The organism is Apilactobacillus nanyangensis (assembly GCF_016861915.1).
GTDB lineage: Bacteria > Bacillota > Bacilli > Lactobacillales > Lactobacillaceae > Apilactobacillus > Apilactobacillus nanyangensis.
Genome location: NZ_BOLX01000015.1, coordinates 12,177 through 38,076, shown reverse-complemented (window position 1 = coordinate 38,076; position 25,900 = coordinate 12,177). Strand labels below are relative to the sequence as shown.

25 protein-coding genes are annotated in these 25,900 nt (G+C 36.4%); 23 read left to right on the top strand and 2 right to left on the bottom strand.

What is annotated here, in order from left to right; translation table 11 throughout:
• Window positions 1-5: 5 nt before the first annotated feature.
• Entirely contained in the window at window positions 6-1,805 is a 1,800-nt protein-coding gene (pepF, locus tag JUD45_RS05975; RefSeq protein WP_203619847.1) for an oligoendopeptidase F, read from the top strand.
• A 38-nt stretch (window positions 1,806-1,843) separates the two neighbouring features.
• Here pepF and JUD45_RS05970 read toward each other — a convergent pair whose 3' ends face one another.
• Window positions 1,844-2,485 (bottom strand): DsbA family protein, encoded by a 642-nt coding sequence (locus tag JUD45_RS05970; RefSeq protein WP_187155819.1) that lies wholly within the window; start codon window positions 2,483-2,485, stop codon window positions 1,844-1,846.
• 179 nt (window positions 2,486-2,664) lie between these two features.
• On the opposite strand from JUD45_RS05970, the gene yjbM reads away from it, so the two are divergent.
• From yjbM to JUD45_RS05940, 6 genes are all read left to right on the top strand, one after another.
• A complete protein-coding gene (gene yjbM, locus JUD45_RS05965; RefSeq protein ID WP_053791884.1) occupies window positions 2,665-3,297 on the top strand; it encodes a GTP diphosphokinase in 633 nt (210 codons plus the stop codon).
• Between the two features lie 2 nt (window positions 3,298-3,299).
• A complete protein-coding gene (locus JUD45_RS05960) occupies window positions 3,300-4,109 on the top strand; it encodes an NAD kinase (RefSeq protein ID WP_034531818.1) in 810 nt (269 codons plus the stop codon).
• Window positions 4,102-4,989 (top strand): RluA family pseudouridine synthase, encoded by an 888-nt coding sequence (locus JUD45_RS05955; RefSeq protein WP_203619846.1) that lies wholly within the window; start codon window positions 4,102-4,104, stop codon window positions 4,987-4,989. Before JUD45_RS05960 ends, JUD45_RS05955 begins: the two co-directional genes overlap by 8 nt.
• Before the next feature lie 95 nt (window positions 4,990-5,084).
• Complete coding sequence (locus tag JUD45_RS05950) at window positions 5,085-5,936, top strand: methyltransferase domain-containing protein (RefSeq protein WP_138726598.1); 852 nt, start codon at window positions 5,085-5,087, stop codon at window positions 5,934-5,936.
• A gap of 14 nt (window positions 5,937-5,950) precedes the next feature.
• Window positions 5,951-6,463: a tRNA (cytidine(34)-2'-O)-methyltransferase gene (locus JUD45_RS05945; protein ID WP_138726599.1), complete on the top strand. Its 513-nt coding sequence runs from the start codon at window positions 5,951-5,953 to the stop codon at window positions 6,461-6,463.
• A 19-nt stretch (window positions 6,464-6,482) separates the two neighbouring features.
• Complete coding sequence (locus tag JUD45_RS05940) at window positions 6,483-8,855, top strand: DNA translocase FtsK (protein WP_187155821.1); 2,373 nt, start codon at window positions 6,483-6,485, stop codon at window positions 8,853-8,855.
• A 38-nt stretch (window positions 8,856-8,893) separates the two neighbouring features.
• On the opposite strand, the gene JUD45_RS05935 is transcribed toward JUD45_RS05940, so the two are convergent.
• Entirely contained in the window at window positions 8,894-9,013 is a 120-nt protein-coding gene (locus JUD45_RS05935) for a DUF4044 domain-containing protein (protein WP_080695541.1), read from the bottom strand.
• A gap of 116 nt (window positions 9,014-9,129) precedes the next feature.
• Between JUD45_RS05935 and JUD45_RS07100 the strand changes: the two genes are divergently transcribed.
• The 16 genes from JUD45_RS07100 to JUD45_RS05855 all read left to right on the top strand — a co-directional run bounded on the left by JUD45_RS07100 (window position 9,130) and on the right by JUD45_RS05855 (window position 25,873).
• A complete protein-coding gene (locus JUD45_RS07100) occupies window positions 9,130-9,480 on the top strand; it encodes a DUF3397 family protein (RefSeq protein ID WP_138766077.1) in 351 nt (116 codons plus the stop codon).
• Between the two features lie 172 nt (window positions 9,481-9,652).
• The gene (mraZ, locus tag JUD45_RS05925) at window positions 9,653-10,078 is read left to right on the top strand and encodes a division/cell wall cluster transcriptional repressor MraZ (protein WP_138726602.1); all 426 of its coding nucleotides are present in this window, start codon (window positions 9,653-9,655) and stop codon (window positions 10,076-10,078) included.
• Window positions 10,079-10,096: 18 nt separating this feature from the next.
• A complete protein-coding gene (rsmH, locus tag JUD45_RS05920) occupies window positions 10,097-11,044 on the top strand; it encodes a 16S rRNA (cytosine(1402)-N(4))-methyltransferase RsmH (protein WP_203619845.1) in 948 nt (315 codons plus the stop codon).
• A 20-nt stretch (window positions 11,045-11,064) separates the two neighbouring features.
• The gene (locus JUD45_RS05915) at window positions 11,065-11,442 is read left to right on the top strand and encodes a cell division protein FtsL (RefSeq protein WP_138726603.1); all 378 of its coding nucleotides are present in this window, start codon (window positions 11,065-11,067) and stop codon (window positions 11,440-11,442) included.
• Window positions 11,439-13,592: a penicillin-binding transpeptidase domain-containing protein gene (locus JUD45_RS05910; RefSeq protein ID WP_138726604.1), complete on the top strand. Its 2,154-nt coding sequence runs from the start codon at window positions 11,439-11,441 to the stop codon at window positions 13,590-13,592. The genes JUD45_RS05915 and JUD45_RS05910 overlap by 4 nt, the downstream gene beginning before the upstream one ends.
• A gap of 21 nt (window positions 13,593-13,613) precedes the next feature.
• Window positions 13,614-14,570, top strand: coding sequence for a phospho-N-acetylmuramoyl-pentapeptide-transferase (gene mraY / locus JUD45_RS05905; RefSeq protein WP_187155832.1), 957 nt, complete (start codon window positions 13,614-13,616; stop codon window positions 14,568-14,570).
• Between the two features lie 23 nt (window positions 14,571-14,593).
• On the top strand, window positions 14,594-15,973 hold the full coding sequence (murD, locus tag JUD45_RS05900; RefSeq protein WP_138726606.1) for a UDP-N-acetylmuramoyl-L-alanine--D-glutamate ligase: 1,380 nt from the start codon (window positions 14,594-14,596) through the stop codon (window positions 15,971-15,973).
• Window positions 15,973-17,064, top strand: coding sequence for an undecaprenyldiphospho-muramoylpentapeptide beta-N-acetylglucosaminyltransferase (gene murG, locus JUD45_RS05895; RefSeq protein WP_203619844.1), 1,092 nt, complete (start codon window positions 15,973-15,975; stop codon window positions 17,062-17,064). The genes murD and murG overlap by 1 nt, the downstream gene beginning before the upstream one ends.
• A gap of 114 nt (window positions 17,065-17,178) precedes the next feature.
• Window positions 17,179-17,967, top strand: coding sequence for a cell division protein FtsQ/DivIB (locus JUD45_RS05890; RefSeq protein ID WP_160184500.1), 789 nt, complete (start codon window positions 17,179-17,181; stop codon window positions 17,965-17,967).
• 109 nt (window positions 17,968-18,076) lie between these two features.
• Window positions 18,077-19,438, top strand: a complete 1,362-nt coding sequence (gene ftsA, locus JUD45_RS05885; protein WP_034531792.1) for a cell division protein FtsA — start codon at window positions 18,077-18,079, stop codon at window positions 19,436-19,438.
• 29 nt (window positions 19,439-19,467) lie between these two features.
• Window positions 19,468-20,700: a cell division protein FtsZ gene (gene ftsZ / locus JUD45_RS05880; RefSeq protein ID WP_034534477.1), complete on the top strand. Its 1,233-nt coding sequence runs from the start codon at window positions 19,468-19,470 to the stop codon at window positions 20,698-20,700.
• A 38-nt stretch (window positions 20,701-20,738) separates the two neighbouring features.
• The gene (locus JUD45_RS05875) at window positions 20,739-21,143 is read left to right on the top strand and encodes a cell division protein SepF (protein ID WP_034534475.1); all 405 of its coding nucleotides are present in this window, start codon (window positions 20,739-20,741) and stop codon (window positions 21,141-21,143) included.
• A gap of 1 nt (window position 21,144) precedes the next feature.
• Window positions 21,145-21,927, top strand: a complete 783-nt coding sequence (locus JUD45_RS05870) for a YlmH family RNA-binding protein (RefSeq protein ID WP_034534473.1) — start codon at window positions 21,145-21,147, stop codon at window positions 21,925-21,927.
• Window positions 21,928-21,944: 17 nt separating this feature from the next.
• Window positions 21,945-22,586, top strand: a complete 642-nt coding sequence (locus JUD45_RS05865) for a DivIVA domain-containing protein (RefSeq protein ID WP_051592212.1) — start codon at window positions 21,945-21,947, stop codon at window positions 22,584-22,586.
• 233 nt (window positions 22,587-22,819) lie between these two features.
• Window positions 22,820-25,618: an isoleucine--tRNA ligase gene (gene ileS, locus JUD45_RS05860; protein ID WP_198177905.1), complete on the top strand. Its 2,799-nt coding sequence runs from the start codon at window positions 22,820-22,822 to the stop codon at window positions 25,616-25,618.
• Between the two features lie 51 nt (window positions 25,619-25,669).
• On the top strand, window positions 25,670-25,873 hold the full coding sequence (locus tag JUD45_RS05855) for a cold-shock protein (RefSeq protein WP_034531780.1): 204 nt from the start codon (window positions 25,670-25,672) through the stop codon (window positions 25,871-25,873).
• The last annotated feature ends 27 nt before the right edge of the window (window positions 25,874-25,900 follow it).

Sequence of the window (25,900 nt, the reverse complement as noted above, 5' to 3'; positions counted from 1 at the left end):
TTTTTATGAGTGAAGTACAACAATTACCAAAGAGATCAGAAGTACCAGAAAAATTAACCTGGGATTTAACAACCATTTATAAGACAGACAATGACTTTGAAGCGGATTTCAAAGAATGTGCAAAAGAAGTCGAAGCTGTTGAAAAGTTAAAGACTGATCACTTTGATGGAAAAACACTTTTAAGTGATTTAAAAGCAATCGAAAAACTAGAACGTAAGGTTGAAAAATTATATGTATACTCATCATTAAAGAGTGATGCTGATACATCAAATTCAGAATACCAAAGCATGAATGCTAGATGTGCCGATTTAGCATCTAAAGCATCATCAGCACTAGCATGGTTTGAACCAGCGGTTTTAAACATCAGTGAAGATGACCTAAAGAAGATGCTATCTGAAGAATCAGCATTAGTAGATTACACACACTACTTTGATGAACTATTCAGTCAAAAGGACCACATCTTAGATGCTGAACATGAAAAAATTCTATCAAGTTTAGGTAACATCTTTGATACTCCTTCAAATGTCTATGGCGTGATGACTAATTCAGATTTGAAGTTCCCAGTCGTATCAGACGAAGATGGTAACAAGGTCGAGCTATCAAACGGTGTCTACAGTAAGTTACTTGAATCCACAGACAGAAGTGTTCGTAAGGAAGCATTCCAACAGTTATACACTGTTTATAACCAATTCAAGAACACATTAGCATCAACACTTTCTGGTGAAGTAAAGGTGCATAACTTTAGAGCTTCAATGCGTCATTTTAGTTCAGCTAAGGAAGCCGCATTGAGTAATAACCACATCGATGAAAAGGTATACCAACAACTAATCGGTACTGTTAATAAGTACCTACCTTTACTACATCGTTACGTTAAACTAAGAAAGAAATTACTTTCATTAGATGAAATGCACATGTATGACTTATACACACCATTATTCGGTAGTTCACCAATCTCATACAACTTTGATGAAGCTAAGGAAGAATCAATCAAGGCATTATCAATCCTTGGGGATGATTACATTGATCATATCAAGGAAGAATTTAACAATCGTTGGATTGATGTAGTTGAAAACAAGGGAAAGAGAAGTGGGGCATACTCATCAGGAGTATACGACACTAATCCATATATCCTTTTAAACTGGCAAGATAACCTTGATAACTTGTTTACACTGGTTCACGAATCAGGTCACAGTATGCACAGTTACTATACAACTCATAACCAACCATTCCAATATGGTGATTACTCAATCTTTTTAGCCGAAATTGCATCAACAACTAACGAAAATATCTTAACTGATTATCTTTTGAAGAATACCGATGATGTAGAAGTTAAGAAGTATGTATTAAATCACTTCCTAGATGGTTTCAAAGGAACCATTTTCAGACAAACTCAATTTGCTGAATTTGAAGACTTTGCTCATCAACAAGAACAAGCGGGGAACCCACTAACTGCTAAGATGTTAAGTGATTTCTACTACAAGCTAAACCAACGCTATTACGGTGACGGAGTGGTATCTGATCCAGAAATCGCATACGAATGGGCCAGAATTCCACACTTCTACATGAATTACTATGTATATCAATACGCAACTGGTTTTGCAGCCGCCATTGATTTGTCAGATGGTATCTGTGCCAACGACCAAGAAGCAATCGATAAATACATTGGTTATCTAAAATCAGGTAGTTCTGATTACCCATTAAACGTAATGAAAAAAGCCGGTATCGACATGACTAATGCTGATTACCTGGAAAATGCATTCAAGGTCTTTGAAGAAAGACTAAACGAATTAGAATCATTGATTTAATAACAAAAAAGCCTCCAACGAAAAGTTGGAAGCTTTTTTTATTTTAGAACACGAAGGTGCTTCATTTTAGTTTCTTTTAGACTGCTTTCGCTTAACGCATCCTTTAAGTATTCAGGAGTTAAGTTCTTATCACAGCAAGCATTGAATAGTGTTGAGTATTCAATGTCATCAGTTAAAATACCATCATCGTTTCCTTCACAGTTGAAGATAACAGCTGAGGCTGGTTTTTCAATCTTCATGTTTTGGACCAAATCTTGGTCTTTTTTGATTGATTTCTTAGCAAGGTTTGAACGACGATCTTCTTTAAACATTTCAACATCTAGACCGCATTTCTGGGCAATCGCAATTGCCATTTCGTCTGAGTAGATGTAACCTTCAGTCAATAGTTTATCCTGAATCGCTGTTAAGAACTTACGTCCTTTTTTCATACCTTGGAATAAGGCAGCCTTATAATCTAAGACAACGTTTCTGTATAAGGCAGAAAGTTCTTCAGAAGATAATCGCTTTTTAAGTTGATTGTTTGAGTTGCAGAAGTCGGTTTGGACAACCTTTAGATTGTAAATCGGAATGAACTGCAACTTAAATTTTGAATCAACGTCTTCAGAAATCTGTAAAACGGTATTTTCTGAATTCCTGCATGCTTTACACAATGGATCTATAAACAGAAATAGTTCAAACACTTTTATCCCTCCATTAAGATTTTTGTTTCGTTCTATGAATTCCATTAAATAGAATACCAAATACAACGGTAAATACAACCATTTCGCTCATAAATGGTAAAAAATTGTTTGTTTTTTTACTTCTTGAATAGTGTGGTAAAATAATGTAGTAAATTAGGTTTAACAAGGAGGTTAGCCTAGTGATAAAAAACTGGAGTGACTTTTTATTCCCATACGAACAAGCCGTAGGTGAATTAAAGGTCAAATTAAGAGGAATTCGTAAAGAATTCATTCAATCGGATAAAAGAAGTCCAATTGAGTTTGTTACTGGTCGAGTCAAGCCAATCGACAGTATTAAAGAAAAAATGAAACGCCGCTATGTATCAGAAGATCGTCTATCTCAAGATATGGAAGATATTGCGGGACTTAGAATTATGTGTCCATTTGTTGATGACATTTATGTCGTTGTTGACATTCTTAGAAGAAGAAGCGATATTAATATCTTGGAAGAACGTGATTATGTTAATCGTGAAAAAGCTAGTGGATATCGTTCATACCATATTGTTTTTGAGTATCCAATCGAATTAGTCGGTGGAGAAAAGAAAATTTTAGCCGAAATTCAGGTAAGAACACTTGCCATGAATTTCTGGGCAACAGTAGAACATTCCCTAAATTACAAATACAATGGTGAATTCCCAGAAGAATTGAAGAAGCGTCTTCAACAATCTGCGGAAACAGCATTCAAGTTGGATGAAGGAATGTCTGAAATCAGAGATGAGTTAATTGAAACTCAAGAAGATGGAACCAAAAATGAACATAATAGGGATGAATAGTTATGAAGGTTGCAATTTATAGTAACGACGGATTTACATCCAAAGAGGTTGCTACACAATTAAAAGAAAAAATTGATGCGTCTGAAAAACTTGAATACGATGGATTAAATCCGCAAATTGTGATTTCCGTTGGGGGAGACGGAACACTTTTGTCAGCTTTTCATCATTATCGCGATGCAATTAGCAAGATTCGCTTTGTGGGAATCCATACTGGCCACCTTGGTTTTTACACCGACTGGCGTGACTACGAAGTAAAAGAACTAGTCGACAGTTTGGAAGATGATAATGGTCAAAGCGTTAGCTATCCATTGCTATCAATCAAGGTTCAATACACCGATGGTGGACCAGACGATAGTTTCGTTGCACTAAATGAATCTACCTTAAAACGCATTAACGGAACAATGGTTACTGATATTTACATCAAAGATGAGTTCTTTGAAAAGTTTAGAGGGGATGGTCTTTGTGTTTCCACACCAACCGGTTCTACCGCTTATAACAAGTCAGTTGGTGGGGCAATCATTAATCCTCAACTAAACGCCATTCAAGTATCTGAAATGGCATCAATCAATAACCGTGTCTTTAGAACATTGGGTTCACCTGTAATTGTGCCACCTGATGAAACAATCACAATTGTTCCTGATTCACCAAAGCACAACATTTTAACATGTGACCAGTTATTGATTTCTGATCGTCCAATTAAATCAATTTCATATTCCATCTGTAACGATAGAATTTACTTCGCTCAATATCGTCATACCCATTTCTGGAAACGTGTAAGTAATTCATTCATTGGAGTTCACGAGGATGACTAGTTTCACCTGGTCCAATCAACAGGACAGTCCCATCCGATTAAGAACTTTCTTACGCCAAAATGGTATTTCGCGCACACTATTGAAACAGATTAAATTCGAAGGCGGAAAAATTGTAGTCAACGGTGCTGAAGAGAAGGTCAATTATATGTTGGCACAAGGCGACGAGGTAACCATCACGTTACCTCCTGAACCAGCCAATGATATTATTGCCGTATCAAATCTACCAATCAACATTTTGTATGAAGATGATCACTTCTTGGTTGTTGATAAACCAGCGCACGTGGCATGTCTACCATCTCATTTATATAAAAATGATACGATTGCCAATCGAGTGAAGGGATACTTCCTAAGACAAGATTATGACAATCAAAAGATTCATATTGTGAATCGATTAGACATGGACACCAGTGGGATTATCATTTTCGCCAAACATCACTTTGCGCATTCGGTATTGGATAAGCAAATGCAACACCATCAAATCGAAAAGATGTACGTGGCAATTGTGGAAAATCCATTGAATGACAAGCATCTAGAAATTAATCTACCGATTGAGCGACAACCGGGTTCGTTTATTAAAAGATGCGTGATGGATGGTGGAAAACCTTCCAAGACGGAGGCGTGGATGATACAAAATACACCTAGCCATTCATTGGTGAAGATTAAACTGCATTCTGGTAGAACCCACCAAATCAGGGTTCACTTCGAGGCAATCGGCCACCCATTAATTGGGGATTGGCTTTACAATCCAGATAACCATGAGTTGGATCGCCAGGCACTACATTGCTACAAAATGAAATTTTATAATCCGTTTACACAACAAGACGTAGTCTGTGAATCAAAAATTCCTACAGACATGTCATCAATTATTCAAGGCTTCTAATATCTTGATATTAGGGGCTTTTTTTAGTTCCTGTAAATGAAGACTTTACGAATATGATATACTTATATATTGAATTGGATAAGGATGATTTAGATATGAAAAAAATCGAAATTGCAAAGCAATTTTTAAAACAAAATATCGATTTATTTAGATGCCCAGTATGTAAAGAATCATTTAGTAATCAAGTCGATAATTCAATTGTTTGTCCTAACAACCACTCATTGGATATTTCCAAAAAAGGAACCATTCAATTTATTAACCACAAGGTGAATACAGAATACGATGGTGATATGTTAGAATCAAGACGAAGAATTATGCAGGCTGGTTTTTTTGATGGGATTTTACAAAAGATTAACGAACTAATCGACTCCGGGCATAAGAACATCGTCGACATTGGTAGTGGAGAAGGAACACCACTAAAACGTTTGGAAGACTTAAGAGAAAATGTGGATAGTGCGATTGGGTTTGATATTTCTAAACCAGGGGTAAACCTATCGACCAGCGAATTAAGTGACCAAATGTTTTTCTGTGTTGCTGATTTGGCGAACCTTCCATTTAATGATCAAAGCATTGATATTATTATGGATTTATTTTCACCATCAGCCTACAAGGAATTCAATCGAATCATTGCACCAAATGGTCATTTGATTAAGATTGTTCCAAACTCACATTACCTATATGAATTAAGACAAAAGCTTTATGGCAATGATAGTGAAAACAGTAGCTATGATAACCAAAAAGTAGTCGACTTATTTATGGAGCATTATCCAAATGCGAAGAAATACGATATTAAATACACAGTTGAGTTACCAAAGGAACTAACTCACGATTTAATGATTATGACACCACTTCACTGGGGTCATAACGCAAAGAATTTAACACAAGCAGAGGTTGAATCACTAACATCAATTACAGTTGATGTTTCAATTTTAGATAATCAGTTTTAAAGCGAGGAAAAATTATGACTAACCATATTGTTTTATTTGAACCACTTATGCCAGCAAACACTGGAAACATTGCTAGAACTTGTGCCGGTACCGACACTGTTTTGGATTTAATCAAACCACTAGGATTCTCAGTTGATGACAAGCATCTAAAAAGAGCTGGATTAGACTACTGGGACAAGGTTGATATTAATTATCACGAAAGTCTTCCAGCATTCATGAATACCTTAGGTGAAAAGGACAGACTTTACCTAGTATCTAAGTTTGCTAACCACGACTACACAGATCGTGATTACACAGACGATGATTACAACTACTACTTCATGTTTGGTAAGGAAACAACTGGGTTACCTGAAATGTTCATGCGAGATAATGAAGAAAAGGCAATCAGAATTCCACAAGACGATACTCACATTCGTGCATTGAATCTATCCAACACATGTGCCATCGTTATTTATGAAGCATTAAGACAACAATCATTTCCAAACCTTGAAAGAACACACAAGTACGAATACGATAAACTAAAATAAATGATAAGGGGTAATCAATTTGGCAAAGAGAAAAACAAGCGCGCGTAAAAAGAAGAAAACAACCACCAATGCCAAATTATTTAATATCGATAGCAAGTATCAAAATCATATTATTGGATTTGTGATGATTTTGGTTAGTGCATTTAGTCTCTTTAAATTGGGCTTTTTAGGAATCACTTTCGATAACATCGTTAGATTCTTTATCGGAGATAGTAGTCCATTTGGATTATTGATTGCACTAGTAGTCGGTTTTATCTACTTAATTAAAGGACCTAAGCTTGAATACAATAAGCGTTGGATAATTGGTGGAACTATCTTTTACCTTGGTTTAACACTATTCTTATCAGCTTTATTATTTTCCAACAGTAGTGACAATGCCTTTATATCAAAGACACTATCTTTAATTAGCCATGATTTCATTCATCTAACCGATGCTTCATCAGTTGGTGGCGGAATGATTGGTGCATGCTTATTATTAGTATTTGATTTCTTGGTTTCAATTCTGGGATCAGAAATCCTAGCGATTATTATGATGATAGTCGGATTGATTATATTCTTTAACGTTCCAATGAATAAAGTCATGGATAATGTTAGAAAGTACTCCGAGGAATCATCACAAAAGATTGGCTCTATTATCGATGAACGTAGGCAACGCCTTTTAGAAGAAAAAGAAGCTAGTCAAGATGACGAAGAACAAAAAGAAGACGTCAATCCAATGTCTAGGGTTCAAAGAAGAAATAATCCATCTACTTCCGAAGAAAAGCCTAAGATTAACCTTTCAGGTTGGATGGATAATGAACCTGAAAAACCAGAGGTAAAGAGTAAGCCAGAAGCTAACCTGGATCGTTCAGACTTTAAGTCAGCAGATGACTACAATCAAGATACTAGAAACAAGCCAAAGCTATCTGAAATTATCAACGGACACACCGAAAATGATAGTAATGGAATCGATATTAAGGATATTGATGATTCCAACTATCAATTGCCACCAATTGGTTTGTTATCCGATGTGGCTAGAAGTGACCAAAAAGATGAGTTTAAAAACATCGACCACAATACAACCGTATTGAAGAAGACATTGAACAGTTTTGGCGTTGACGCCGAAATTAAAAATGTTAACTTGGGACCTTCAGTTACTGAATATGAATTACATCCAGCAATCGGTGTTAAGGTTAGCAAGATTGTTAACCTAGCAGACGACTTGGCATTGGCATTAGCAGCTAAGGACATTCGTATTGAAGCACCAATTCCTGGTAAATCATTAATTGGGATTGAAGTACCAAATAAAAAGGTCGCAATGGTGTCATTTAAGGATGTTGTGAAAACATCACAACAATCTAAGCATGGATTATTGACCGTTCCATTGGGAAGAAATGTTAGTGGGGATGTTATCACAACTGACCTAACTAAGTTGCCGCATCTATTAATCGCTGGTTCAACCGGTAGTGGTAAGTCCGTTGCCATCAACGGAATCATTACTAGCATTTTGATGAATGCTAAACCAAGTGAAGTTAAGATGATGCTAATTGATCCTAAGAAGGTTGAATTAGGAATTTACAATGGTATTCCACACTTGCTATCACCAGTTGTTTCGGAACCTAAGAAGGCTGCAAGAGCTCTTAACAAGGTTGTTGCTGAAATGGAACACAGATATGACTTGTTTGCTAAGCATAATCAAAGAAAGATTAGTACGTTTAATGAGTATGTAAAAGGGATGACCGAAGAAGAACGTGGCGACTTAAAACCACTTCCATACATCGTAGTTGTTGTTGATGAATTGGCTGACTTAATGATGACTGTTTCAAATGATGTCGAAGGAGCCATTATTAGATTGGCTCAAATGGGGCGTGCCGCCGGAATTCACATGATTTTGGCAACCCAACGTCCATCAGTAGATGTTATTACCGGTTTGATTAAGTCTAATGTTCCATCTAGAATTGCTTTCGCCGTTTCAAGTGGGATTGATTCTAGAACAATTCTTGATACTAATGGTGCCGAAAAGCTATTAGGTCGTGGTGATATGTTATATCTACCAATTGATAAGAATAAGCCAAGCCGTGTGCAAGGTGCATTTATATCTGATCAAGACGTTGAAAATGTGGTAGATTATATTAAAGAACAACAGCCTGCTGAATATGACGACGATATGATTGTTACGGATGAAGAAATCAAGGTTGACGAAGAAAACGAAGACCAAGATGATTTATTCGATGACGCACTAGCTTTTGTTGTAAAAGAACAAAAAGCAAGTACATCACTATTACAACGTAACTTTAGAATCGGTTATAATCGAGCAGCTAGAATTATTGATGACTTAGAACAACGTGGTTACATTGGCCCTCAGGAAGGAAGTAAACCAAGAGAGGTTTATAAACAACCTGATAACGACTAAAAAAATGGAACCCATCATTTTGATAGGTTCCATTTTTATTAGTTTTCAAATAGTTGGAAGGCAGCACCTAGTACTAAACCACCAACAGTTGAGATAATCATTAACCATACAAAAATCATGGTAATGATTTGAAATCTAGATTTCTTTTTCTTGGCCATTATTAACACCACTTTCCGCAATTAATAATATATTAAAAGTTTACATTTCATTAGTGAATAATGCAAACTAATTCATAGTTGAGGTGATTGTTATTTCTCCGTTTGGATTTTTGACCATGGTATTAGTTCAAGTGGTATTTTTATTCATATTTTCATTACTGTTCAATATCGTCAAAAAAATTATTAGCAAACTTTATAAGATTTCGATTAGAGCGAGTGATTTCTTTCCAATTATCATGAGTTATTATGTTTACCAATTATCATTGGATAAACACGATCAATCGTTCTTACCATATGTATGGTTAGGACTTGTTATCATTGGAATTATCTACGCAATATATTACTTGTTTACACGTAGTAATGCCAAAGTGGGAATTTTTTACAAATTCTTGTGGAGATTTTCAGTAATTTACTTTTTTGTGGTCTGGTCCTCCACCATTTTGATAATTGCAGCAAAAACGCTTTAAAACATTGAGCTACCAACGTTGGTAGCTCTTTTTTTATTACCTAAAATGAGTTTCTTTTAATATAAACGTGGTGAAAATTAGTGCATTTTTGAATAAATTTAATATTAAGGTGGTACGAAGTGGTGGATAGTGGTAAAATCAAGGTAATATAAATTGGAAGGAGTGAAGAAGCGTGTTAATGGGTGAATATGAACATTCAATAGATTCAAAAGGACGCTTGATCATTCCTTCCAAAATTAGATCAGAAATAGGTGCGAATTTCATCATCACACGTGGACTTGACGGATGTTTATTCGGGTACCCAATGGACGAATGGAAAAAGGTCCAAGAAAAGATTAACCAACTTCCAGTAAGTAAGAAGTCTGCAAGATACTTTTCTCGTTTTCTATTTTCAGCCGCTGATGAAAGTAAGGTTGATAGCCAAGGACGAATTAATATTCCTGATACCTTGATTAACTATGCGGGCATTGAAAAGAAATGTGTAATTGTGGGTGTTTCCACAAGAATTGAAATTTGGAGCAAAGAAAAATGGGACGAATTCTCAGAAACTGCTGGTGAAGAATTCGACGACATTGCTGAAGACTTAATTGATTTTTAGAAAAGAAGGTGACTAATTATGACGGAATTTCATCATGAAACTGTATTACTTAAAGAAGCAGTTGACGGATTAAACATTAAACCTGATGGCATTTATATTGACTGCACCCTTGGTGGGGGAGGCCACAGTGCCCGAATTTTGTCACAATTAACATCTGGTCATCTTTATTCATTCGATCAAGATGAAGTGGCAATCGAATATAATAAAACTAACCTCAAGCAATACATAGACGAAGATAAGGTTACCTTTGTTAGAAGCAACTTTAGATACATTCAAGAAGAAATGAACAAATTAGGAATTCAATCTGTTGATGGAATTCTGTATGACTTAGGAGTTTCATCTCCGCAGTTTGATGACGCAAGTAGAGGTTTTAGTTATCAACACGATGCACGATTAGATATGCGTATGGATCAGAGAAATCCTTTAGACGCATGGAAAATCGTTAACGAATGGCCATACGAAAAATTAGTGAAAATTTTCTTCCGTTATGGAGAAGAAAAATTCTCTAAGCAAGTTGCAAGAGCGATTGAAAGGAATCGAGAAAACCATTCAATCGACACAACTGAGCAACTTGTAGATGTGATTAAAGAAGGAATTCCAGCCGCGGCTAGACGTCACGGTGGGCATCCTGCCAAGAAAGTCTTTCAGGCATTGAGAATTGCTGTGAATGACGAACTGGGCGCTTTGGAAGAATCGTTGGAAAAGGCAATCGATTTAATTGATGTGAACGGAAGAGTTAGCGTTATTACTTTCCAGTCGTTAGAAGATCGATTGGTTAAGACAATGTTTAAGGAAAAGACCACGATTGAAGATTTACCAATTGGTTTGCCAATCATTCCAGATGACATGAAACCAGACTACAAATTAATTAATAGAAAACCAATACTACCGAGTGATGACGAATTGAGAGATAATCATCGTTCGCATAGTGCAAAATTGAGAGTTATTGAGAGAATTAATAAATAATAGAGAGAAGAGTTAATCTGATGGCACAAAATAATCTAGCTAATAGCGTATATGCTACCCCTGGTTATTACTCAGCAGGGGAACAACAAAAACAACAAAATCCAGAAGTAAAATCAAATGTAAGACTTGGATTGTCAAAATTTGAAAAAACTGTTGTAATATTAGGATGTTCACTTGTATTCTTTTTGATGGTTGGTCTAGTTGGTGAAAAGATTTCACTAGGTAACCACGCCACAGAACTTCAAGTAACAACTAATTTATTAGGCAAGGTTAAAGATGATAACAGCATACTAAAGCAAGAAGTAAGTGAACTTCAAAGCGGAAATCGTCTACAAAAAATTGCTAAACAAGCCGATTTATCTTTGTCCAATAAAAACGTAAGGAATGTTAGCAAATGAATAAATTAAATAATCGGAACAAACAAAAAAAACGCCGAGAAAACCGTAGCCACTACGGACAATTTTTACTATTGCTATGTCTAGGCGTTTTTTTGTGTATGGTATTGAGATTTACATATGTATCAGTGTTTAAAAATGTTGGTGGATATAATTTAAGTGAAATGGCGAAGAGTTTGTATACTCAAAGCAATGTTATTTCTGCTAAACGTGGAACAATTTACGATGCAAATGGCCAACCTCTTGCAGAAGACACTAACGTTTATACAATGTTTGCTATCTTAAATAAGAAACAAGTTGGTTTAGATAACAAGCCAATGTACATCACTGATAAGGAAAAAGCTGCCAAAGCCATTTCTTCGGTGTTGCCAATTTCTTATAAACAAGCATTAAAGGATCTAAATCCTAGTACCAATGCATTCCAAGTTGAATTTGGTTCAGCCGGTACTAACATTTCATTAACTCAAAAACAAAAACTAGATTCATACCATATCTCTGGTTTGAATTTCTTACAACAACCATCAAGACTATATCCAAATGGTGTCTTTGCTTCTCACATCATTGGATATGCGTCTCCTAACTCAAATTCTAGCGATAGTAAGGTATCACTAACTGGTCAAATGGGAATCGAGAAGGTATATAACGAACTATTGACTGGTAAGAACGGATACAAGACCACTCAACTAAACAACGCAGGTGTTGAAGTTGATAACGGTGAAAGTGTTAATAAACCAGCTAAGAATGGTGACGACGTCTACACTACATTAGACTACCGTCTCCAATCATTACTAGAAACTGAAATGACCAGCGTTTACAACCAAGTTCATCCAAAGACAATGAATGCCGTTTTGATGAACGCCAAAACTGGTGACATTTTAGCTGCTACTCAACGTCCTACATTTAATGCTACTACCAAGCAGGGACTAAGCAGTATTTGGCGTAACACGTTGATTCAAGATTCATACGAACCTGGTTCAACAATGAAGATTTTCACCGTTGCCTCATCAATTAACAGTGGTCACTATAATGGAAATGCCACATATCATTCTGGTAAATACTTAGTTGATGGTAAGGTCGTTCCTGACTGGAATACAAACGGTTGGGGTAACATTACTTACAACAAAGGTTTCGCTTTATCAAGTAACGTTGCCATGGCCCATCTTGAACAACAAATGGGGCCCAAGACTTGGCGCAACTACATGAACCGTTTCCAATTTTTTACTTCAACTAACTTAGGTTTCCCTGGAGAAGAAACAGGAAGCGTTCAATTTAACTACCCAATCGAACAAGCTAACACGGCGTTTGGACAAGGTATCCAAGTTAATGCAATGCAAATGATGAGAGCGTTAACTTCAATCGCTAATGGTGGTACAATGTTACAACCAAGACTTGTTACAAAGATTGTTGATTCAAAGACCAAGAAGATAATTAAATCATATCCAAAGAAGGTAGTTGGACACCCAATTACCGCAAGTACAGCAAAACAAGTTATTCAACATATGGAAGATGTTGTTTATAAATCATACGGTATTGGTGGCGCATACAAGATTCCGGGTTATAAGATTGCCGCAAAGACTGGTACTGCCCAAGTCAGTGATGGTAAGTCTGGGTACGAATCTGGTGACGATAGTTACCTATACTCAGTTGCCGGAATTGCACCAGCAAATAATCCAAAATACATTTTATATATAACAATGAAACAACCTCATTTAACTGGAACTAAGACAGCCTCACAATTAATGGCTGAAATCTTTAACCCAGTGATGAGATTAGCATTGGATGAAAACGTAAATGCTGAAAGTCAAAATAGTCTAAAGGTACCAAGCATTACTGGTAAGTCTACTAGTGAAGCTAAGGAAGAACTAAAAGCTGCCGGTTTGAAATACGCAATTGTTGGAGACGGGGATAAAGTATTAGATCAATCAATTGATGCCAACGAAAAAGTTTCAAAGAATCGAATGGTAATCGTTCAAACCAATGGTAGTAAGACAATGGCTAACCTAAAAGGCTGGTCTAGATATGACGTTGCGACATACTGTCGAATGGCAGGTATTGGTGCCGAACTTGACGGTGATGGATATGCCTACAAGCAATCCGTCAAACCAGGGGTAAGTCTAGACGGTGGAACCAAGGTAACCATAAAATTTAAATAGGGGATTGAAATCAGGATGTTTATGAATATTGTTTTACCAATCATAATTAGTTTTTTAATTACATTAATCTTTATGCCATCTCTAATTGGCTATTTTAGAAGAAAGCATGAAGGCCAAATGATTAGAGAAGAAGGACCAAAGTGGCATGAAAAGAAATCAGGAACACCTACAATGGGTGGTCTTCTTTTCATCATCGCAATCATTATTGCGTCACTAATTAGTGGTGGGGTTGCTCACATGATGAACCCAACACTACTAATCCTATTGTTCATCCTAGTATTATACGGATTATTAGGTATGTGGGACGATAGTATCAAGCTATTTAGACGTCAAAACGAAGGTCTAAAAGCATGGCAAAAACTTTCGGGTCAAATCGTGGGGGGATTAATCTTCACTTTCGTTTATGCACACCACTTCCCACTAGCATTAAAGATTCCATTTATGGGTGATTTACACCTTGGTTGGTTTTATGCCATTTTCATCATCTTCTACCTAACTGGTTTTTCAAACGCAGTTAACTTAACTGATGGTTTAGATGGTCTAGTTAGTGGATTATCAATCATTGCCTTCCTAGCTTATGCTGTTGTTGCATTAGTTCAACACCAAATGGACGTTGCAATTTTCTGTTTAGCAGTAGTTGGTGCACTATGTGCATTTATGGTATTCAACCACAAGCCTGCTAAGATCTTCATGGGAGACATGGGATCATTAGCACTTGGTGGTTCATTAGCTGCTGTATCAATTCTGGTTCATCATGAACTTTCATTAATTTGGATTGGCTTCATGTTTGTATTGGAAACATTGAGTGTAATGATTCAAGTTACATCATTTAAACTTACTGGTAAGAGAGTGTTCTTAATGTCACCAATCCATCACCATTTTGAAATGTTAGGCTGGTCAGAATGGAAGATTGATATTGCCTTCTGGTCTGCAGGTGCTATTTTGTCAATTACTGGAGTTTTATCAATTATTTTATAATAATATTTTTGGGAGCATGAATTATGAAAAATATTGACGATTATCAAAATAAAAACATACTAGTTTTAGGTGCAGGAATGAGTGGAATCAATGCATCTAAACTATTAAAGCAATTAAGCGCTAACGTTTGGTTAAATGACGCTAATCCTTTGAAATCGGACGCAAAAGAAAAGTTAGAAAAAATTGGCGTTGAGGTAATTGATGCTAAACAAAGTCCAAAGATTTTAGATGATTACAATTTTGATTTAATCGTCAAGAACCCTGGAATTTTTTACGATAACGAATTAATTAAGGAAGCAATTAAAAGAAATATTCCGATCACTGTTGAAGTCGAAATTGCCAGTCAAGTCAGTGAAGCACCAATTGTTGGTGTAACTGGTAGTAATGGTAAAACAACCGTTTCAACTATGATTAATGACATCCTAAACGAAGAAAGAACTACTGGACATTCATACGTTGCCGGAAACATCGGTGTTCCAGCAAGTACTGTTACCACAAAGGCAACTAAAGAGGATGACATTGTCTTAGAACTATCTAGTTTTATGCTAGTTGGTATTAAGACATTACATCCTCATATTGCCGTTTTAAACAACGTTTTCTCTAACCATCTTGACTACCACAAGACCAGAGAAAACTACGTTAACGCTAAAATGCGCATTACCGAAAATCAAGATGAAAACGACTACTTTGTTGTGAACTTTGATAATGAAGAATGGCGTGAATTGAGCAAGCATAGTAAGGCTAAGGTTGTTCCATTTTCATACGATGCAGTAAGTACAGACGGTGCATACGTGAAAGACGAACAAATCTTTTTTAAAGATGAATTTGTTATGAACGTCGATGAAATTAGAGTGCCTGGTCAACAAAACGTGCAAAATGCCCTAGCAGCAATCGCTGTTGCCAAGATTATGGGCAAGAGTAACTCTGCAATCAAGAAGGCACTAAGTACATTTGGTGGTGTCAGACATCGTGTCCAATATGTATTAACTGCCGATGGTAGAAAGTTCTACAATGACTCCAAGGCTACAGATATTGAAGCGACCCAAGTGGCTTTGAGAAGCTTTAAAGACAACGTTGTTTTAATTGCCGGTGGATTAGATCGTGGTTACACTTTCGAAAAATTGGAAAAGGACTTTGCCGACCATGTTAAGGCAATCACTTTATTTGGTGAAACTAAGGACTTGTTAGCAGACACTGCTAAGAAGGCTGGCGTTAAAAACATCAAGATTGTTAATAACATGAAGGAAGCTGTAGATGAAGCATGGGCAATGAGTGAAGAAGGCGACATTGTTCTATTGTCTCCAGCTAACGCTAGTTGGGATCAATACGATACCTTTGAACAAAGAGGGGACGAATTCATCCAACTAGTAGAACAAAAAACGGGTAGAAAGGAAGAAAACTAATGAGACTAATGATTTCAGGTGGAGGAACTGGTGGCCACATCTATCCTGCACTAGCATTAATTGAAGAACTTCGCAGAGTTGATCCTGATGCTGAAGTTTTATATGTTGGATCAACTAGAGGCTTGGAAAAGGATATCGTTCCAAAGCACAACATTGATTTTGAAGAATTAGAAATCCAAGGATTCAAACGTTCTCTTTCTTTATACAATGTAAAAACCGTTAGTTTGTTTTTAAAGAGTCTACATAAATCAAAGAAGTTAATTAAAAAATTCAAACCAGATATCGTGATTGGAACTGGTGGATACGTTTCTGGAGCCGTTGTTTACGCTGCTTCACAAATGAATATTCCAACAATGATTCACGAACAAAATAGTGTGGTTGGTTTAACTAACCGTTTCCTAAGCAAACACGTTGATAAGATTGCCGTCGGATTCGAAGACGCCATCAGTCAATTTCCAAAGGAAAAGACTGTATACACTGGTAACCCACGTGCCCAACAAGTAGCAAACTTAAAATCTGATTTTGCTTGGGACCAATATGGATTGAAAAATGATGTTCCAACACTTTTAATCTTTGGTGGTAGCCAAGGTGCATTGAAGATTAACAAAGTTGTTTGCGAAAGCATTCGTCATTACAACGAAAAGAATTACCAAGTCGTGTTTGTTACTGGTAAAAAGCGTTATGATGACGTTATGGAACAACTAAAAGGACAAACAATTAACGATAATGTCGTAATTAAGGATTACATTGCTGATATGCCAAACGTTTTGCCAAAGGTTGATGCAATCGTTGGTAGAGCAGGTGCTACTAGTTTAGCTGAAATTACCGCCCTTGGCATTCCGTCAGTGTTAATTCCAAGTCCATACGTTACCGCTGATCATCAAACTAAGAATGCTTTGAGCTTGGTGAAAAACGATGCCGCTTTAATCATTACTGAAAATGACTTAAATGCGAAGACATTAATTGAAAATTCTGACTTTATCATGAACGATAAGGATAAGAGAAATGAAATGGCTGAAAACTCAAGAAAAATGGGTTGTCGTGATGCCGCAAGTCGCCTGTTGGAAGTTGCAAAATCAATTTGTCATTAATGGAGGAACTTTACTATGAAGTCTAAATTATTTTCCTCAAAAAAATCCTCGAATAGGGCTTCAAGAATATCCGATGATTTTGTTGAATTGCATAAGCAAAAGATAAAAAATAAAATGAAATCTTCCTCATATATCATCATTCCGTTGGTTGTGTTACTACTAATCTTGATTTACTTGGTTTCACCAATGAGTCGAATTAGTAGTATTAGCATTAATGGAAACGGATATATCTCTCAAAAAGACATTAAGAGAGAACTTCAGTTAGATGAAGGGGACAGTATTTTTAAAGTTATTGGTCATAAAAATAAAATTAACCAAAGGGTTATTAATGATGATCATCGCGTTAAATCGTTAGATTTTAAATTTACAGGATTTAATCATCTTTCTGTTGCAGTTTCACCATACAAAGAAATTGGTTATGAAACTCGTGGCAACAAGCAATATCTAATATTAGAAAACGGAAAGGTTACTAATATTGCTGTAAAGAATCCTAATGATTCTAAGATGCCTTATATAGTGAAATTTAATAATCAGTCGTTATTGAAATCCATGATTGAAAAATATGTAAAGCTACCTAAGGACATCAGAGACAACATTCGTGTCATTTCATACTCACCAACTAAGGTGTACCCAGATGAATTACACGTTTATATGCGAGATGGTAATCGCGTTATTATCTTGATGCACGATTTTAATGATAAGATGAGCTTCTATCGTTCAATCGCCACTCAATTAAAAACAAAAAGTGTTATTAATTTAGAGGTTGGAGCTTACTCATTTCCAATCAATGATGAGAAAAAAAGTAGCAATACAACCACTAAAGCATCTACTAAAACTAAGCTAAAAGAAACGCTAAATAAGGATGCTAAGAAAACAACAACTACAACTAAAAAAAGAAACTAATAATGGTTCTTTAGAGTTGTCTACTCTTGTGTTAAAATTAACTTATAACTAACTTAAATATAAACTAGAGTATCTAAGAATAATTATGCTTAATTGGAGGTTCCCTTAGATAATGAATTCAGAAATGTATGTTGGATTGGATATTGGAACTACGTCAATTAAGGTGATTGTTGCCGAAAAAGTAAAAGGCCAAATGAACGTTTTAGGTTTAGGAAACGAACGTTCTGAAGGTGTTAGCCGAGGCATCATCGTCGATATTGACAAGGCTTCTGAATCAATTAGAAGAGCTGTTAACCAGGCAGAAGAAAAAGCTGGTATTCAAATTCATGATGTGATTGTTGGTATTCCTGCCAACCAATTAAAGATTGAACCATGCAGCGGTATGGTGGCAATCTCAGATCAATCAAGAGAAATTTCAGATGAAGACGTTAAAAACGTTACTGTATCTGCAATGATTAAAAACCTACCACCAGAAAGAGAAATTATGGACACCTTAGCTGATGAATTCATCGTTGATGGATTTGACGGCATCAAGGACCCAAGAGGTATGGTCGGTGTAAGACTTGAAATGAAGGGTCGTATCATCACTGGACCAAAGACTATCATCCATAATATTAGAAAAGCGGTTCAAAGAGCTGGATTAAATCCATCTTCAATCATCAACATGCCATTAGCACAAGGCATGACCATTTTAGATGATGGGGAACAAGACTTTGGAACTGTTCTAATCGATTTAGGTGGTGGACAAACAACTGCTTCTGTTGTTCATGATCATCAACTAAAATTCACTACTGTAGATAGTGAAGGTGGAGAATACATCACTAAAGACATTTCTGTTGTGCTTAACACTTCATTAGAAAGTGCCGAAAAAGTTAAACGCGATTACGGTTATGCTGATGAAATCGAAGCATCAGAAAGTAATGAATTTCCAATTGAAGTTGTTGGTCAAAGCCAACCAGTCAGAATTTCTGAAAAATACCTAGCGGAAATCATTCAAGCTAGAGTAGACCAAATCTTTACTAGAATGTACAAGAGTTTAAGTAGCATCTCTGCTTTAAACTTACCTGGAGGTATTGTTCTAACTGGTGGAGTTGCAGCATTGCCTGGAATCTCAGAATTAGCAGCCGATAGATTTGATACTAACGTTAGAGTCTACATTCCAGATCAAATGGGATTAAGACACCCATCATTTTCACTTCCATTGTCACTAGTAACTTATCGTGCTAACATGAGTGAAATTCAAGTGTTAGTAAGATCATCACTAGAAGGCAAAACTGTAGTGAACAACACTCAATCCAATGATGATTTCATTGGTAACGATTATGGCGATGATGTAATCGATAACTCATCTGAATACATTCAACAAGATAATCAACCACAACAACCAAGCAAACCTAAAAAGTCTGGTTCAAAACTAGCTAAAAGCACTAAGGGAAGACTTAAACGCTTTTACCAAGACTTTTTCGAATAAAATAACAGAAGTACACGGAGGAAGTTAAAATGGAATTTTCATTAGATTCTACTGAAAACCAAGGCGCAAAAATTAAAGTTATTGGTGTAGGTGGCGGTGGTAGTAACGCCGTTAACCGTATGATTGCTGAAGATGTTAAAGGTGTTGAATTTATCGTTGCAAATACCGATGTTCAAGCATTAAACACATCAAAAGCTGAAACAAAAATCCAATTAGGACCTAAATTAACTAGAGGTTTAGGTGCAGGTTCAGATCCAGAAGTAGGAACTAAGGCCGCTGAAGAAAGTGAAGAAGCTATCTCAGAAGCACTTCAAGGTGCAGATATGGTATTCGTAACTGCCGGAATGGGTGGTGGTACTGGTAACGGTGCTGCTCCTATCGTTGCAAAGATTGCTAAGGACTCAGGTGCCTTAACTGTTGGTGTCGTTACTAGACCATTTACTTTTGAAGGACCAAGAAGATCTAAATATGCAGCAGAAGGTGTTTCAGCATTAAAAGAAAACGTTGATACTTTAATCGTAATTGCCAATAACCGTCTATTAGAAATGGTTGATAAGAAGACACCAATGATGGAAGCTTTCCAAGAAGCTGACAACGTATTAAGACAAGGTGTTCAAGGTATTTCAGACTTAATTACTAGTCCTGGATACGTTAACTTGGACTTTGCTGATGTTAAGACTGTTATGCAAAACACTGGTTCAGCACTTATGGGTGTTGGTACTGCTACAGGTGAAAACAGAACTGCAGAAGCAACCAAGAAGGCTATTTCTTCACCATTGCTAGAAGTTTCAATCGATGGTGCAAAACAAGTATTATTAAACATCACTGGTGGCCCAGACATGTCACTATTTGAAGCCCAAGATGCTTCAGACATCGTTGCTCAAGCTGCAACTAGCGATGTAAACATTATCTTTGGTACTTCAATTGATGAAGACCTAGGCGATGAAATCAAGGTTACTGTTATTGCTACAGGGATCGAAACTAGTCCAGAAGAACTACTAAACGGCCAAGCACGTCCATCAAGAGTATCAGAAAATCCTGGTAAGGTAGTTAGCCCAAGACATCACAAGGAAGACCAAGGTAACGTTAGAACTAACGACGAAAACACAGATAGCGACAAGCCATCTGACACACGTTTTGAAAACGTACAAAAGAAAGAATTTGATCCATTTGATGCTAACAACTCAAGTGACAATCAAAAGGAAGATAAATCAAGCGATGACGATTTGCCTCCATTCTTCAAATTCCGTCGTAAGAACTAATCACTTTTTCTAGATTTCTTTGAAGGGAATGAATTGAAATGACAGCTAAGTTTAGTTTTAGTAAATTCTTCGGAACTGATTACGATCAAGACGAAGATTTTTACGAAGAAGATAACTCCCAAGTGGAGAACAATGATAAGGTAGTTTCAATTAGCAAAAACTCAAGTCAAAGTCGTAATAGTAAAATTTCTGTCTTTGAACCTAAGATTTATGCTGATGTAAAAACAATTGCGCAAAAATTAATTGATAACAATGCTGTAATCATTAATTTTGATGCTGCTAGCGATGAAGCAACTAGAAGAATTATTGATTTCTTAAACGGAGTTGTTTTCACTATTGATGGAAATATTGAGAGAATTTCTGAATTAGTTTTTCTTTTCACTCCACACAACTACTATGTAGACGGGGAAATCAGAAAAGAAATGAATGAACGTTTAAGATAAAATGGATAAAAATATTGAACAGCATTTTAGAAAAGAAGAAGTTCCTTTCATCGATTCTTGTGCAGATTTAATTGATGAGTCAATTAATCAATATCGTCCAATCTTAACTAAGTTTTTAAATCCCAGACAGGTTTATATTTTAACAACTTTAGTTAACCGCCAGAGTGACTTGTCGGTCGCCTTTTTCGGGGGATATCCAAACTCAGAAATGAAACGTGGCTTGATATATCCAGAATACTTCGAACCATCTGAAGATGATTATCAAGTTAAGTTGTTTGAAATTAGATATCCAGTAAAGTTCTCAAAATTACGTCACAGTAAGATATTGGGAACTTTATTAGGTTCAGGTGTTGAGAGATCAACAATTGGAGATATTTTAACTGACGGAACAAGATGGCAATTCATATGTACAAGAGAAATTGCTGACTTCTTAAAAATGCAAATTAGCTCAATTGGTAAAACAAAAGTTTCACTGATTGAAACAGAATTTTCTGACGTAATTACGCCGGAGAATGAATGGAGAGATGAATCAACGACTCTATCATCATTTAGAATGGATAACTTAATTTCGGAAGGATTTAACATATCCAGAAATGATGCGAAAGAGTTAGTTAGTCATCAAAAGGTTCACCTTAACTGGGCGGTAAACAGTCGACCGGATTACGAAATTACAACACACGATGTTGTATCGGTTAGAAGATTCGGCCGCATTCGTTTAAAGCGTCAGGAAGGCCAAACCAAAAAAGGTAAATATAGAGCCATTATTTCTGTATTAAAAAACTAGGTTGGAGGAGAGATACAATGGTACTTAGCCCACAAGATATTCATAATAAAGAGTTTTCTGTAAAAATGAGAGGTTACAATATTGACGAGGTAAACGAATTCTTAGATCGTATTATCAAGGATTACCAATTAACTTTATCCGAAAATATCGATATGAAGAACCGTTTGAAACAAACTGAAGATGAACTAAAATACTATAATGGTATGAAGGATTCATTGAATCAATCAATTATCATTGCACAAAATGCTGCTGATAAGGTTAAGGTTGAAGCTCAAAACGAAGCCAACAACGTAACTGAACAATCAAGAAAACAAGCTGATGAAATTTTGAATGATGCTAGCGTTAAGGCTAAAGACATCGTTGAAAATATCTCAAACCAATCTAAAGCACTACTTATTGCAAATGATGATTTAAGAAAGACAACTGAATCATTCAGAGAAAAAATCAGAACTTTACTTGAAAGCCAAATGCAATTTGTTAATAGTCCAGAATGGGATCAAATGATTTCCGGAATTGACGGTAATTTCAACAAGGTTAACGAACAAATTAATAACCTTGACAATTTTAAGGAAACAGTTGTACAATCTGAAGGTAAAGAAATGCCAGCAGATGCAACTATTAAGATTTATCCTGATGGCTCATTCAAAGAAATTGAATAACTTGAGATAGAGAATAGAAAGCTTAGAATTCGACACAATATAGCGAGCTGACAAATGGTGGAAGGTCAGTTGTAAATCATTCTATGCAGATCACCTCTGGCTAATCTCTTTTAATGTAGTAAATAAAGATGGGATATTAAATTTTAATGTCCTAATTTGGGTGGTACCGCGGAAGACTTCGTCCCTTGTGATGAAGTCTTCTTTTTTTATAATTTGAAAAGGGAGTGTGTGTTATGCGTGTAAAAGATACTTTGAACCTAGGTAAGACCAAGTTTAAGATGCGTGGGAACTTACCTGTTAAAGAAGTTGAAAGACAAAAAGCATGGGAAGACAATCACGTCTACCAAATGAGACAAAAACTAAACGAAGGAAAACCATCATTTGTTCTTCATGATGGACCTCCATATGCTAATGGTGACATTCATATGGGACACGCTTTAAACAAGATTTCAAAGGACTTTATTGTAAGATACAAGTCAATGAACGGCTTTAGAGCACCTTACGTACCAGGTTGGGATACTCACGGTTTACCAATCGAACAAAAGCTTACTCAAGCTGGATATGACAGAAAGAAAATGGATACTAATGAATTCAGAAAACTTTGTCATGATTATGCTTTGAAACAAGTTGATCGTCAAAGAGAAGGTTTCAAACGTCTAGGTGTTACTGGTGAATGGGACAACCCATACCTAACTCTAAAGCCTGAATTTGAAGCTGCTGAAATTCGTGTATTCGGTAAGATGGCTGAAAAAGGCTTAATCTACCGTGGTAAGAAACCAGTTATCTGGTCATGGTCTTCAGAATCAGCTCTAGCTGAAGCCGAAGTTGAATATCACGATATCGAATCACCTTCAGCTTTCTACGCTGAAAAGGTTGTCGATGGTAAAGGTGTTTTAGACGAAGATAACACATACATGGTTGTATGGACTACTACTCCATGGACCATTCCTGCTTCAATGGGTATCACAATTGATGCCGGATTCGACTATGCAGTTGTTAAACCAGCTAACGATGATCGTAAGTTTGTTTTAGCTGCTGAATTAGTTGAAAAAGATGCCGAATTATTCGGTTGGGAAGATTACGAAATCGTAAAGACTGTAAGAGGTCAAGAACTAGAAGGTGTATTAGCTCAACATCCATTTATGGACAGACAACTATTAACAATGCTAGGTGATTTCGTTACTATCGATACTGGTACTGGTTTAGTTCATACTGCTCCTGGTTTTGGGGAAGATGACTACTACGTTGGTAAATCATACGGTCTAGACATCTTTGTTGATGTTGACGCACAAGGTTACCTAACTAAGGAAGCTGGTCCAGATTTCGAAGGTGTCTTCTACGACGATGCAAACGAAATTTCATTAAACAAGTTAAAAGAAAAGAACTTATTATTGAAGTACCAACCAATCACTCATAGTTACCCATTTGACTGGAGAACTAAGAAGCCGGTTATTTACCGTGCTACTGATCAATGGTTTGCTTCTGTTGATAAGATTAGAGATGACATTCTAAATGCCATCGAAGACGTTGAATTCAAACCTGAATGGGGTAAGAAACGTCTATACAACATGATTAAAGATCGTGGTGACTGGGTAATCTCAAGACAACGTGTTTGGGGTGTTCCACTACCAATCTTCTATGGTGAAGATGGTACTCCTATCATCACTAAAGAAACTACTGACCACGTCGCAGACTTATTTGCAAAACATGGTTCAGACATTTGGTTCGAAAAAGAAGCTAAGGACCTATTACCAGAAGGATTCACTAGTGAACATTCACCAAATGGTAAGTTTACTAAGGAAAACGACATCATGGATGTATGGTTTGACTCAGGTTCATCACACCAAGGTGTTTGTGCCGAACGTGATTACCTAACATACCCTGCAGACCTATACCTAGAAGGTTCTGACCAATACCGTGGATGGTTCAACTCAAGTTTAATTACTAGTGTTGCATTTAGCGGTAAGGCTCCATACAAGCAATTATTATCACAAGGATTCACTCTTGATGGTGAAGGTCACAAGATGAGTAAATCACTTGGTAACACAATTGCTCCTGATGAAGTTATTAAGAAGATGGGTGCAGAAATCGTTCGTCTATGGGTAACTTCTGTAGATACTTCTGCCGATGTTCGTGTATCAATGGAAAACTTTGTTAAGATTTCTGACTCATACAAGAAGATTAGAAATACCATGAGATACATGCTTGCCAACACTTCTGACTTTGATCCTAAGGAAAACAGTGTTGATTTTGCAGACATGAAGTCAGCTGACCAATACATGATGGTTAAGTTAAACAACTTCGTAAAAGACATTAAGGCAGACTACGACAACTTTGACTTCTTAAGTCTAAACCGTCGTCTACTTTCATTCATCAATGCTGATCTTTCAGCTTTCTACCTAGACTTCGCTAAGGATATCCTATACATCTATGCTGAAGATAGTGCGGAAAGAAGATCAATGCAAACAGTTCTATACAATGCAGCTGTTGCAATTACTAAATTAATTACACCAATTCTTCCTCACACTGCTGAAGAAATCTGGCCATTCCTATCTGAAAAAGAAGAATTCGTTCAACTATCAGAAATGCCAGAACCAATGGACTTACCTGGTGCAGATGAACTTTCATCAAACTGGCATAAGTTCATGGAAGTCAGAGATGACGTATTGAAGGCATTGGAAGAAGCTAGAAATAACAAGCTAATTGGTAAGGCTTCAGAAGCTAAGCTATCATTATTTGTAAATGATGAAGTGAAATCATTACTAGAAAACCTACACACAAATGTTGGTCAAATTTTGATGGTTTCACAACTAGAAGTTAAAGATTTAGCTGATGCTCCAAGTGATGCACAAAGCTTTAACGACGGTGTTTCAATCGTAGTTGAACATGCTGAAGGTGACACTTGTGAACGTTGTCGTCTAATCTCTACAGATGTTGGTTCTGATGCAGATTATCCACAATTCTGTGCACGTTGTGCTAAGATTGTTCGTGATAACTTCCCAGAAACAGCTACTGAAGGATTCGAAGAATAATCGATAAAAAACTGGGATTATCCCAGTTTTTTATTTTTAAGGAGAAATAATATGATTAAAGGTAAAGTAAATAATTTTAACCCGGATCACGATTTTGGTTTTCTAAAGGGCGAAGACAAGAACAAGGTCTTCTTCCATGGTTCAGCGGTCGAAAACAAGACTAGAAATGAAATTGAAATTGGTCAACAAGTGGAATATCAAATTGCACAAGGCATGAAGGGCCCACAAGCTGTCAAAATTCGTGTAATTGATTAGTCAGTCCATTGAAAAAATAATTAAATA

Excerpts from the sequence above, each read along its gene's own strand:
- pepF (WP_203619847.1), top strand. The coding sequence starts at position 6 with ATGAGTGAAGTACAACAATTACCAAAGAGATCAGAAGTACCAGAAAAA.
- JUD45_RS05960 (WP_034531818.1), top strand. The coding sequence starts at position 3,300 with ATGAAGGTTGCAATTTATAGTAACGACGGATTTACATCCAAAGAGGTT.
- JUD45_RS05955 (WP_203619846.1), top strand. The coding sequence starts at position 4,102 with ATGACTAGTTTCACCTGGTCCAATCAACAGGACAGTCCCATCCGATTA.
- JUD45_RS05950 (WP_138726598.1), top strand. The coding sequence starts at position 5,085 with ATGAAAAAAATCGAAATTGCAAAGCAATTTTTAAAACAAAATATCGAT.
- JUD45_RS05945 (WP_138726599.1), top strand. The coding sequence starts at position 5,951 with ATGACTAACCATATTGTTTTATTTGAACCACTTATGCCAGCAAACACT.
- JUD45_RS05935 (WP_080695541.1), bottom strand. The coding sequence starts at position 9,013 with ATGGCCAAGAAAAAGAAATCTAGATTTCAAATCATTACCATGATTTTT.
- JUD45_RS07100 (WP_138766077.1), top strand. The coding sequence starts at position 9,130 with ATGGTATTAGTTCAAGTGGTATTTTTATTCATATTTTCATTACTGTTC.
- rsmH (WP_203619845.1), top strand. The coding sequence starts at position 10,097 with ATGACGGAATTTCATCATGAAACTGTATTACTTAAAGAAGCAGTTGAC.
- JUD45_RS05915 (WP_138726603.1), top strand. The coding sequence starts at position 11,065 with ATGGCACAAAATAATCTAGCTAATAGCGTATATGCTACCCCTGGTTAT.
- JUD45_RS05910 (WP_138726604.1), top strand. The coding sequence starts at position 11,439 with ATGAATAAATTAAATAATCGGAACAAACAAAAAAAACGCCGAGAAAAC.
- mraY (WP_187155832.1), top strand. The coding sequence starts at position 13,614 with ATGAATATTGTTTTACCAATCATAATTAGTTTTTTAATTACATTAATC.
- murD (WP_138726606.1), top strand. The coding sequence starts at position 14,594 with ATGAAAAATATTGACGATTATCAAAATAAAAACATACTAGTTTTAGGT.
- murG (WP_203619844.1), top strand. The coding sequence starts at position 15,973 with ATGAGACTAATGATTTCAGGTGGAGGAACTGGTGGCCACATCTATCCT.
- JUD45_RS05890 (WP_160184500.1), top strand. The coding sequence starts at position 17,179 with ATGAAATCTTCCTCATATATCATCATTCCGTTGGTTGTGTTACTACTA.
- ftsZ (WP_034534477.1), top strand. The coding sequence starts at position 19,468 with ATGGAATTTTCATTAGATTCTACTGAAAACCAAGGCGCAAAAATTAAA.
- JUD45_RS05875 (WP_034534475.1), top strand. The coding sequence starts at position 20,739 with ATGACAGCTAAGTTTAGTTTTAGTAAATTCTTCGGAACTGATTACGAT.
- JUD45_RS05870 (WP_034534473.1), top strand. The coding sequence starts at position 21,145 with ATGGATAAAAATATTGAACAGCATTTTAGAAAAGAAGAAGTTCCTTTC.
- JUD45_RS05865 (WP_051592212.1), top strand. The coding sequence starts at position 21,945 with ATGGTACTTAGCCCACAAGATATTCATAATAAAGAGTTTTCTGTAAAA.
- ileS (WP_198177905.1), top strand. The coding sequence starts at position 22,820 with ATGCGTGTAAAAGATACTTTGAACCTAGGTAAGACCAAGTTTAAGATG.
- JUD45_RS05855 (WP_034531780.1), top strand. The coding sequence starts at position 25,670 with ATGATTAAAGGTAAAGTAAATAATTTTAACCCGGATCACGATTTTGGT.